The sequence below is a fragment of the Halanaerobiales bacterium genome (genome assembly GCA_035270125.1).
GTDB lineage: Bacteria > Bacillota > Halanaerobiia > Halanaerobiales > DATFIM01 > DATFIM01.
This window is the reverse complement of record DATFIM010000096.1, coordinates 1-10,677: the sequence shown is the minus strand read 5'-3', so window position 1 is coordinate 10,677 and position 10,677 is coordinate 1. Positions and strand designations below refer to the sequence as shown.

11 protein-coding genes are annotated in these 10,677 nt (G+C 32.7%); all 11 read right to left on the bottom strand.

The window, feature by feature from the left end:
* On the bottom strand, window positions 1–645 hold a 645-nt coding region (locus VJ881_05280; protein ID HKL75462.1), incomplete at its 3' end, for a pyridoxal-phosphate dependent enzyme.
* 29 nt (window positions 646–674) lie between these two features.
* Complete coding sequence (locus VJ881_05275; protein HKL75461.1) at window positions 675–1,052, bottom strand: Rid family detoxifying hydrolase; 378 nt, start codon at window positions 1,050–1,052, stop codon at window positions 675–677.
* 112 nt (window positions 1,053–1,164) lie between these two features.
* Window positions 1,165–1,833, bottom strand: coding sequence for a GntR family transcriptional regulator (locus VJ881_05270; GenBank protein HKL75460.1), 669 nt, complete (start codon window positions 1,831–1,833; stop codon window positions 1,165–1,167).
* Between the two features lie 149 nt (window positions 1,834–1,982).
* Entirely contained in the window at window positions 1,983–3,155 is a 1,173-nt protein-coding gene (locus tag VJ881_05265) for a M24 family metallopeptidase (GenBank protein ID HKL75459.1), read from the bottom strand.
* An 80-nt stretch (window positions 3,156–3,235) separates the two neighbouring features.
* Window positions 3,236–4,831: a Na+/H+ antiporter NhaC family protein gene (locus VJ881_05260; GenBank protein ID HKL75458.1), complete on the bottom strand. Its 1,596-nt coding sequence runs from the start codon at window positions 4,829–4,831 to the stop codon at window positions 3,236–3,238.
* Between the two features lie 89 nt (window positions 4,832–4,920).
* Window positions 4,921–6,159: a Glu/Leu/Phe/Val dehydrogenase gene (locus VJ881_05255; protein HKL75457.1), complete on the bottom strand. Its 1,239-nt coding sequence runs from the start codon at window positions 6,157–6,159 to the stop codon at window positions 4,921–4,923.
* Between the two features lie 65 nt (window positions 6,160–6,224).
* Window positions 6,225–7,175, bottom strand: coding sequence for a hypothetical protein (locus VJ881_05250; protein ID HKL75456.1), 951 nt, complete (start codon window positions 7,173–7,175; stop codon window positions 6,225–6,227).
* A gap of 36 nt (window positions 7,176–7,211) precedes the next feature.
* The gene (gene panB / locus VJ881_05245) at window positions 7,212–8,063 is read right to left on the bottom strand and encodes a 3-methyl-2-oxobutanoate hydroxymethyltransferase (protein HKL75455.1); all 852 of its coding nucleotides are present in this window, start codon (window positions 8,061–8,063) and stop codon (window positions 7,212–7,214) included.
* A gap of 284 nt (window positions 8,064–8,347) precedes the next feature.
* Window positions 8,348–9,217 (bottom strand): phosphate ABC transporter permease PstA, encoded by an 870-nt coding sequence (gene pstA, locus VJ881_05240; protein ID HKL75454.1) that lies wholly within the window; start codon window positions 9,215–9,217, stop codon window positions 8,348–8,350.
* Window positions 9,217–10,101 carry a phosphate ABC transporter permease subunit PstC gene (gene pstC / locus VJ881_05235; GenBank protein HKL75453.1) on the bottom strand — a complete coding sequence of 295 codons (885 nt, stop codon included), beginning with the start codon at window positions 10,099–10,101 and terminating at the stop codon, window positions 9,217–9,219. Before pstC ends, pstA begins: the two co-directional genes overlap by 1 nt.
* A gap of 163 nt (window positions 10,102–10,264) precedes the next feature.
* Window positions 10,265–10,677 (bottom strand): substrate-binding domain-containing protein (locus VJ881_05230; protein HKL75452.1); only part of this gene is annotated, 413 nt, incomplete at its 5' end.

Sequence of the window (10,677 nt, the reverse complement as noted above, 5' to 3'; positions counted from 1 at the left end):
TTCATACATTGCTGCACCTCTATCCATTGAAACACCATATACTTTACACTCAGGATTTACTGATTTTACTGCTAAAGCTATTCCACTAATTAATCCACCACCACTTAAAGGAACTATTACACTATCCAAATCAGGTATTTCCTGCATTATTTCCAGACCAATTGTACCCTGACCGGAGATGATATGTGTATCATCAAATGGTGGAACAATAGAACGTCCTTCACTATTGTTTAATTCTTCAGCTTTAATTTTAGCTTCATCCTGACTATCTCCATAAACAATCACATTTCCTCCTGATTTTCTAATGCCTTCCTTTTTATTTTCAGGAACATTATTGGATAAACAAACTTTTGCATCAGTTCCCAGGGTTTTTGCAACATGTGATACAGCCCTTCCATGATTACCAGTTGAATAGGTTACCAAACCCTTTTTTAATTTTTCAGTACTAAGATTTAAAGCAAAATTGCTTGCTCCTCTGACTTTAAAACTTCCTGTATCCTGAAGAAACTCTAATTTATAATAAATTTCTGATCCTAATTCATCTGAAAGATCTACAGTTTTATAAAGAGGAGTTTTTCTGGCTATTTTATAAACTTTATTTGAAGCTTCATAAATATTTTTCAATTCTAAATTTTTTAAACCCATAAATACCCTCCTGTTACTAACCAAATTTATTAAGCTTCAGCTATAACATCTATTTCAACATCTAAACCAGCATCAAGCCCTTTTACGGCCATTGCAATTCTTGCTGGAGGGTTTTTATCGAAAAATTTCTTATACGTATTATCCATTTCTTCTTTATATTTCATATCTGAGATATAAACATTTACTTTCACTACTTTTTTCATACTGGAACCTGCTGATTCTAAAATATTTTTTATATTTGTCAAAATTAGTTCAGTCTGTTCAGCAACTGAGCCGTGTACTGCTTCTCCTGTTTCAGGATCATCGGCAGTTTGACCAGAAACATAAATTGTATTACCTAACTGTACTGCCTGTGAATAATTGCCTGGCTCAGGTGCATTTTCTGTGTAAATTATTTCTTTAGACATGATTATCACTCCTAACTAAATATTATTCCTTTTCAGAAAACTCAATCTTTTCTTATCCATTTTGTTAACAGTCAATTGTCGACATTTATTCTTATAAAAATAGTTTCAATCTTTAGTCTTCAACCTGTTTAGATAATGTCTTAATATGTTCTATAACAGCATTTTTAGTTTCTTTTAAATCATTATTTCTTAAATTATCAATAATTTTTTGATGTTTTAAACTTGCTTTTACTAAATTCTCTTCTTTTTTTGCATCAAGAATCATTGCTAATTGAAGTTGATTATATAAAGTAGTTAAGATCTTTATAGTCCATTTACTTTCTGACTTACACCACAAATACCGGTGAAATTTCATATCTAATTTATTCACTTCAAAAACTTTTCTATTTTCATTTTTGTCACTCTTAGCTATTTCAACCATTTCCTCTATTAATTCTTCTAAATATTCAAAATCATTTTCAGATAAAATTTTATTTTTAATTAATTTTTTAAATATTTTTTCTTCCAATATCACTCTTATTTCATATAATTCCTGAACTTCATCTTCTCTAAAGTCAACTACAAAAGTCCCTTTTCTAGATATTATTTCAACAAATCCCATATTTTCAAGCTCTTTAAAAGCTTCTCTCACCGGAGCTCTACTTATATTTAATTCATTAGCAATTTTGGTTTCAGGTATACGATCTCCACCTGTATAATTTTCCATAAATATTTCTTCTTTAAGATAGTCAACAACTTTTCCACTCAAACTTTTATGCTGAATTTCCTTATTAAACTTCATTTTAAATCCCCCAGAAGCGATATTCCTCCAAAAATCTTAAATTAAAATACATTAATTTATTCTATACTATGTCTTATAATCCTTCTCCAATTACTGAATTTTTTCATAATTATCAAAATCTAAGATTTCTGGAGGAGTTTATGGCTAATTTATTTTGTAAATAATTTATGGGGAAAATCATATAATTCTTCTGCTCCATCCTCAGTAATCCTTATAGCTGCACTCATTTCAAAACCTATATCTTCTTCCCAGATAATAGGGATCAAATGAAATGTCATATTTTCTTTAAGTACTGTTTTATCATGAGGACGCATACTTGCTGTCTGTTCTCCCCAATCAGGTGGATAATTTAATCCAAATGAATAACCTAATCTAGAAGCATCAACTAATGAACCTTTAGCAATTGAGTTTCTCCATTTTTCTTCAACTGCTTCACAGGTCACTCCAGGTTCAATGAAATCAAGTGTTTCCTCCAATCCTTCTACCACAAAATCAGTAATTTCTTTCATTCTTGAAGGAGGATCTCCAAGATATACTGTTCTTGCCATTGGTGCATGATAACGGTTATAACAACCTGATAATTCTAAAATCACAGGTTCATTATTTCCATATTTTCTTTCACTCCAGGTTAAGTGAGGAGCATCTATCCCATCACCAGCTGGCATTAGAGGAACAATTGCTGGATAATCTCCTCCCAAATCATCTGTTCCACTTATTTGAGCATGTGATATATCTGCTGCAACATCACATTCTCTTCTACCAACTTCAAGCGCATCTATACCTGTTCTCATTACCTTTTCAGCTATTTTTCCAGCTTTTTTCATATATTCTATTTCCTGTTGCGATTTTATTTGTCTTACCATAGCTACAAGTAAATTAGCATCAGTAAATGAAGCCTGTGGTAAGTTATCATTCAATATTTCATATGTTTTATGAGTAAAATAGAATTGATCCATTTCTAAACCAATATTTTTATCTCCCCATCCTCTTTCTTTGATGACATCTACTATAAAATCTACAGGATGTTTACCTATTGGGGAATGTACATAATCATCTGCATAATTTTTTATGTTTTCTTCACTTAAATAAGTAGTTACTTTTGCTGCATTGGCATCCATATTTCTACCTATCCAAACTGGTTCTTCCTGGTCTAATGAAACTAAAACACATTGATGGACATAAAAGGACCAACCATCATAACCAGTTAAATAATTCATATTAGCTGGATGAGTAGCCATTAAAACATCAATACCCTTTTCTCTCATTCTTTCTTTAGTCTTTTTTAACCTATTTTTATACTCAGATTCTTCAAATAGTAACATTACTATTTCCTCCTCTAATTAATAGTGAAAACTGAAGACCTCCAGTTTAAGGAGGCCTTTTTTGATTTTTAGTAAAAAATTTAAACTTCTACCTGATCTATATCATGAATTTCTTTATTATTTAAGGCTTCTATCTCTTCCTCACTAAAGTTATGTTTCTGATAATAGTTACCTACCCATTTGAAAATAAAATATTGAGCTATAACTCCAATAATAAGCAAAATATAACCTTTTTGTATCTGTGAAGAAAGCAAATATAAAACTGCTGCTATTCCTGCTGGTATTACTGCATAAGGTATCTGAGTTTTAACATGATCGATATGATCAGAACCAGCGAATATTGATGCCATTACTGTTGTATCTGAAATTGGTGAACAATGATCACCAAATATAGCACCAGCAAATACAGCACCTATAATGATATATACTAACGATAAACCGCCTATTTCATAAGCTAGAGGAACCCCAATTGGAGTTAAAATAGCCATTGTTCCCCAAGATGTTCCCGTAGAAAATGCTATAAACATACCAATAGCAAAAATTAGAAATGGTAACAGTCCTGCAGACATCCATCCTCTTGTTGCTTCCACTACATAATCTGCAGTCCCCAACACATCAGTAACAGTACCAATTGACCAGGCAAGAATAATAATAACTAGAGCTGGTAACATAGTTTTGAATCCACCTAATAAAGTATCTTCAATTTCGTCAAAACTCATACCTTGTTTAAATCCAAATAATACTCCTACAAAAGTCATTGCAAAAGCTGCCCAGGTCAATGCGATAGAAACATCTGTATCAGCTATGGCATCCATAATAGGTTTTCCAGAAGCTCCTCCTCCTGTATACCATAAAGCCCAGATGCCTACACTAATTAAAGTTACTAAAGGAATTATAAAGTACCAGACATTGGCTTTTTCAGGCTGCACTGGTTCACCTAAATCATCTTCAACAGAAGATAAGGGAGTAGCATCATCTCCAATTAATTTTCCAGTCTTCATTGCTCTAAGTTCTGCTTTAGCCATTGGGCCAAAATCTTTTCCCCAAATAATCATTGGTACAGCAATTAATGATAAAATACTGTAAAAGTTCCATGGAATAGATTTTAAAAATGCAAAATATGCTTTAGTATCGACAAGACTTATTGAAGCAAAAGCAGCTGCAATTAATGAAACTTGATAACCTATCCAGTCAGAAACTGGTCCTATAGTTGCAATAGGTGCTGCAGTAGCATCTAAAATATATGCTAATTTTTCTCTGGAAACATTATATTTAGCAGTTATATCTTTAGAAGCATTACCTGCTATAACTGAATTTACATAATCATTAAAGAAAACAATCATCCCTAAAGCCCAACCAAAAGTCTGGGCACGTCTTCTATTATTTAACTTCTTTTCCAAAGATCTTGTGATAGCAAATGAACCACCTATTTTAAACATAAAAGCTGCTCCTGAACCTAAAAGTGCTGTCATAACTAAAAATCTTGCATTCCAAGGGTCTGTCATAACATCTTTCATCCAAGTAAAAGTAAGACCAATAGCTGCGAAGGGACTTCCACCTGTATGAATTAATCCTCCCACCCAAATACTAATAAATAAAGAGATTAGTACTTTTCTTGTATAAATTGCAAGACCAATTGCAACAAGCGGGGGTATAACTGACCAAAATCCAGCCATTTAAAAATCACTCCTTTTTTAATTTCTCTACTACTTATCTTTTTAAATTTAAACTGAAGACCTCCAGTTTAAGGAGGCCTTTTTTTATTTTATACCCAGCCTCTCATCTTCACAGATTCGCTAACTCTTTTTAATGCAGTTATCCAGGCTCCAGTTCTTAATGAACTATCTGCTTTATCTGCTTCTCTCTTCGCGGAGTTATAAGCACCAAGTATTTGATCTTTTAGTTTATTATTTACTTTTTCTAACTTCCAATAATCATCAGTAATCCCCTGTATTCTCTCATAATGACATACTATTGCTCCCCCAGCATTTGCTACAACATCGGGGACGATTGTTATACCTCTATCTTCAAAAATCTTTTCTGCCTTTGGAGTTGTAGGGCCATTAGCAGCTTCTACTATAATGTCAGCTTTAACATTATCAGCATTTTCTTTATTAAGTACATTTTGAACTGCTGCCGGAATTAAAACTTCACAATCCAATTCAAGCAATTCCTCATTACTGATTTCTTCACCTTTTCCATATCCTTCTATTACACCATTTTCTTCAACATATTCCTGTAAATCAGCAATATCAAAACCTGATTCTAAATAAAGACCTCCACTAATATCACTTACACCGATTATGTTATATCCCTGATCATCAAGATATCTGGCTATGTTAGCACCAACCTGTCCAAATCCCTGAACTACAATATCAGCATCTTTACTTACATTATAATCTTCAAATGCGGCCATTGAAACGAAGAATATTCCAAGACCTGTAGCTTCAGCACTACCTGCAGTGCCTCCCATACTTGAAGGTTTGTCATTAATAGCATGTGGTAAATGTTCACCAGTAATTTGTTCATATTCATCAAGCATCCAGGATTGAGTCTTATAATTAGTACCAATGTCTGCACCTGGAATATCAGTATTAGGTCCCATAGGTTTTAAATTTCTAATGAAACCTCTGGTTAATCTCTCAAGTTCCCATTCGCTAAGCTCAGAAGGGTCAACTTTTATTCCACCTTTTCCTCCACCAGCAGGAACACCAGAAACAGCATGTTTAATTGTCATAAAAAGACCTAAAGCCTTAACTTCATCAAGATCTAAATTAGGTACAAATCTGGTACCATCACGAGTTGGACCTAATGCATCATTATATTGTACTCTATATGCTTCAAATAATCTAAATTCTCCATTATCCATCTTAAGTGGTATTGAAAAATCAATTACTCTTTTTGGTCTGGATAATAAACGAATAACTCTTTCATCTATTCCACCTTTTTCACCGGCAGTTTTTAAAGCATTTAAGGCTGATTCAAATACACTTACTTTTTCCATTTTATGACCTCCAATCACAATTTAGATAAAGTTTAGATTTATATTTCTATATTTTTTTATATTAATTATGGTTTAGGAATTGAAAGATCTTCTTTATAGTCATTCATTACAATATCATGGTCTGATCTATCCAACCACTCAGTAATAATTTGTGCTAATTTTACTCTCTGTCTTGCAAGATTATCACCATAATCAGGATTTTGTGCATCTACCCAGGTATTATATAATTCTGCTTCAGAAGGTCCTGGCTCAATTTTGTAATATACAGGTGCAGCAACTCTTGCTATTTCAGCTGATTCATGATAACGCTGAAAACCACCCATTGACTCAACAAGACTCATATAAACATCTAAAGGAATATCAAGACCACTCTGACGAATAGAAGCTAACATTGGTAAAGTCATATCTGCAAGTGGGTTAAAACTATCTGCTCCTAAGTCTTCTAATAATTTTCCACCATAACCTGTACCATGTCCGGCAAAGACTGATACTTTAAATTTAGTTTCTTCAGGAATTAGTCCTTCATCTCTCATTTGATTTAACAATTTAAGCATACCTTCATCTGTAACAAGAAAACCTCTGAGACCAGCTTCTAAACATCTATCTACTTCACGCAAATAATTATATGCCATATCATGACCACGCATTCTCATCCCGGAAACATAACCTTCATCAGTAACATACTGTCTACCTGAATCCCAACCACGATTAGCTGACGGGTTAACTAATAATTCTAAATCATTTTCTGCACCTAATTCAGCAAATGCTTTCAATTCACCATCATCAAGCAGAGTAGCTCCTCTAACTAAAGAGATTACTCGGTGAACTGTAACATTTCTCTTATCTGCTTCATCTATCATTGCTTCCAGATTAGAAACTCCTTCTATACCAGAAATCTCTATTCTGGCATGTGCTCCACCATCAAAACGTTTATCTGAATCAGGCATATCAAAACTTTCTCTCACTGGAAAATCTGTTTTATCTTCAATAAATTTCTGCATATCTTTAAAAGCCATTTTATATAACCTCCATTTATTTTTTATAATTTAATTTTATTCAAATTCATCAAATAATTCTTCAAATTCCTCTTCACTATCTTTTATATGATAAACATGTTCATCTTTAGGAAATTCTCCATTTTTTACTTCATCAATATACTTTTTAAATGCATTAATTTCTTCTTCTGCTACATTAGCATATTTCTTTACAAATTTTGGAGTAAAAGCCTGGAACATACCTAACATATCTCCACAAATCAATAATTGACCATCACAGGGAGCACCTGCTCCTATTGAATATACTGGTATATCCAATTTATTACTAATATATTCTGTTACTTCAGGTGGAATAGCTTCTAGCAATAAAGCTCTAGCTCCAGCTTCCTGAACAGCAAGAGCATCTTTAATTAGTTCACGAGCACTATCAACAGTTAAACCTTGAGCTTTAAATCCACCAAGTTGACCTGAACTCTGAGGAGTTAGTCCAATATGTCCAAATACTACTATTCCTGCTTCTGTGATCGCTTCTATTTTATCTGTAACTCTTCTGCCACCTTCTAATTTTATTGCATCCATATCAGCTTCTTTAATAAAACGAACTGCATTTTCAACTGCCTTTTCTTCTGAAACTTGATAAGAACCTAAAGGCATATCACCTATACAAAATGTATTGGGAGCACCGCGTCTTACATCCTGAGAATGAGCAATACAATCTTCCATTGTTACCGGTTCAGTACCTTTATAACCTTTGACTACCATTCCCAATGAATCTCCCACTAAAATCATATCCATACCAGCTTCTTCAGCAAATTGTGCAGTAGGAAAATCATATGCTGTAATCCAGGCTACTTTTTCACCTTTTTCTTTCATTTCATTAAAATCCAAAATACTTTTCTTTTTAGCCATAATTAATTATCCCCCTTTTGTTTATTAATAATTACAAAAAGCAGTTAACTAAAGAGTATCACCCCTTTTTATAATAAATGTCTACTGTCGACAATACAACTTAAAAAAATATTTATTGTCGTTTGTCGACAATTGCTTTCCATATACTTTATTCTATCTTAATTTAATAAATCCTTCTTATTTTAACAAAAAATTTTGAAAAATATAAAATTAATAATATTCTGACTTTTATTATTAAAAAATCTGCATCTATTAAAAAACTAAATGCAGATTTCAATATATTATTATTCTGAACCCATTTTTTTACTATATTTAATTCGAAGCAAAATTGCAATTAAGTTAATTCCAAGAACTAATAACAATAAAATTACTGCCGCCCCATATGCTATTGGAACCTGTTGTTCAGGGGAAGTACCTGTTTTCAATAGAGCATAAATATGAAAGGGTAAAGCCATTACTTCATCAAATATTGAATCAGGTAAGCGCCTTGAATAAAAAGTAACCGCAGTAAATAATATAGGTGCTGTCTCTCCAGCTACTCTTCCAATCCCCAAAATACAACCAGTGAAAATTCCTGGCATAGCTGCAGGCAATACTACATTTTTTATTGTCTGCCACTTTGTTGCTCCCATTGCTAAAGAAGCTTTTCTATATTCATCTGGAACAGACATTAATGCCTCTTCTGAAGCCCTAATGATTGTTGGCAAAATGACTATTCCTAAAGTTAACGATCCAGATAGTACTGAAACCCCAAAATTAAAAAACTTTACAAAAACTGCTAACCCAAAAAGACCAAATACAACTGAAGGTACACCAGCTAAATTATTGACACCAATTCTTATAATCCTAATTATTTTACCTTCACTAGCATATTCAGTCATATAAATTGCTGCTAATACTCCTAAAGGAACTGAAAATATTATTGATCCAATAACAAGATAAAATGATCCTAGAATTGCCGGGAATATTCCACCTTCAGTCATACCATTTTGCGGCATAGCAGATATAAACTCCCAATCTATTACTCCTATTCCCTTGCTAAATACAAAATATATTATTAGAACTAAAGCTGCAAGAGCTATTAATAGAGTCAGCCCAAAAACTGAAAAATATATTTTTTGTTTTATATGTCTTAATTGTAGTTTATTATCCATTAAGAACCACTCACTTTCTCTTTAAATCTTTGTGAAGCAATATCAGCTATTATATTAAAGACAAGAGTTATAACAAAAAGCACAATTGCGATTCCAAAAAGTGCATGATAGTGACCACTACCAACTGGGGCTTCTCCCATTTCAGCAGCAATTGTAGCTGTCATCGGCCTGAGTGGTTTAAATATACTTTTAGGCATAACCGGTGCTCCTCCTGCGACCATTAATACAGTCATTGTTTCTCCTATTGCCCTTCCCATTCCAAGAATAACTGCTGTTACAATTCCAGATGAAGCAGTAGGTAAAATAACTTTACTTAACATTTCCCATTTAGTACTTCCTAAAGCCAAAGAAGCATCTCTGAACTTTTTAGGAACTGTAGTAATTGCATCTTCAGAAAGACTGACAACAGTTGGTAAAGCCATGATTCCTAACATAATTGATGCATTTAATCCCGTAAGACCTGTAGGTAGATTAAACAAATCACTCAAAAATGGAGCCAGTATTTTCATCCCAAAAAGACCATAAATAACAGATGGGACACCTGCTAACATCTCAACTGCAGGTTTAACTATTTTTCTATATTTTTTAGGTAGTATATAAGAAATAAAGATAGCGGATGCTATTCCTAAAGGTGCAGCTATTATCATCGCTCCTAAAGTAACAACCAAAGAGGCAAGAATAAGAGGTAAAATTCCATAGTCAGGTGGTGAAAAAGTCGGATACCAAATTTTACCTGTTATAAATTCCAAAACTCCTACTTCTTCAAATATTGGTAAACCTTCAATAAATAATACAATTACAATACCTGTTAAAAATAAAATAGAAGATAAAGCAAAAGCAAATAAAACTTTTTTAATTATTTTTTCTTTAGTTTTCCAATGCAATATCTATTTCCCCCTTTATAAACACATTTTTTTCTAATTTGATTGTAACACTAAAATGTTAAAAAAAAGTTAAAGGGATGTTAATATGTTGTAACAAAAAAAGAAAGAGCCCCAAATTAGGCTCTTCTTCTTTAGTATCAAAATATATCAATTATTTTAATTTTTAGTGAAGGGGAACATACCCTATTTGTTCAATTAATTTTTGGCCTTCTGTACTTAAGACAAAATTAAGGAATTTTTTAATTTCACCCTGTGGCCATCCATCAGTAAACATATATAATGGACGAGCAATTGGGAACTGGCCATTAGCAACTGTTGCATTTGTAGGCTTTACTCCCTCAACTTTTACAGCTTTAAGATTATCAGATAAATATCCTAATCCTACATAACCTATTGCACCTTCTGTATCTGCAACTGTCCCGGCAATATCGCCATTAGATGATTGAGTTAAAGCAGTAGGAGTTAATCTTATAGGGTTACCATCAATTTTACCATCATTAACTACATCATTAAATACTCCAAAAGTTCCTGAACTGGAATCACGAGAAACAATAACTATTTCTTTATCAAAATCAA